This is a genomic window from Methylobacterium sp. WL7 (genome assembly GCF_008040085.1).
Taxonomy (GTDB): Bacteria; Pseudomonadota; Alphaproteobacteria; order Rhizobiales; family Beijerinckiaceae; genus Methylobacterium; species Methylobacterium mesophilicum.
Genome location: NZ_VRVG01000424.1, coordinates 1 through 249, shown reverse-complemented (window position 1 = coordinate 249; position 249 = coordinate 1). Strand labels below are relative to the sequence as shown.

Below are 249 nucleotides of genomic sequence, written 5' to 3'. Positions count from 1 at the left end.
CTTCAGGGACACGTCGTCGACGCGGCCACCCTTGAGGGCGATCGAGCCGCTGAGCGCCGGGGTCTCGATCCGGATGCGCGGCGAGCGGGCGAGCGCCGCCTCGCGCGAGACGGCGCCACCCTGCCCGCATCGCGCTGGAGAGGTGTGGTTTTGGCCGGCCGGCCGCCAGGCTTGCCGGGCCGGTCGCCCCGGGGTCCACCGGGAGGCCGCGGTGTGGCCGGACGCGTCACCGTCGGAATGGCGCGACGC

The 249-nt window shown here is 76.7% G+C and carries 1 pseudogene; it reads right to left on the bottom strand.

The features are described 5' to 3' along the window. A pseudogene (locus FV233_RS31570) lies at positions 1-249 on the bottom strand (membrane protein insertase YidC); the annotation flags it as partial.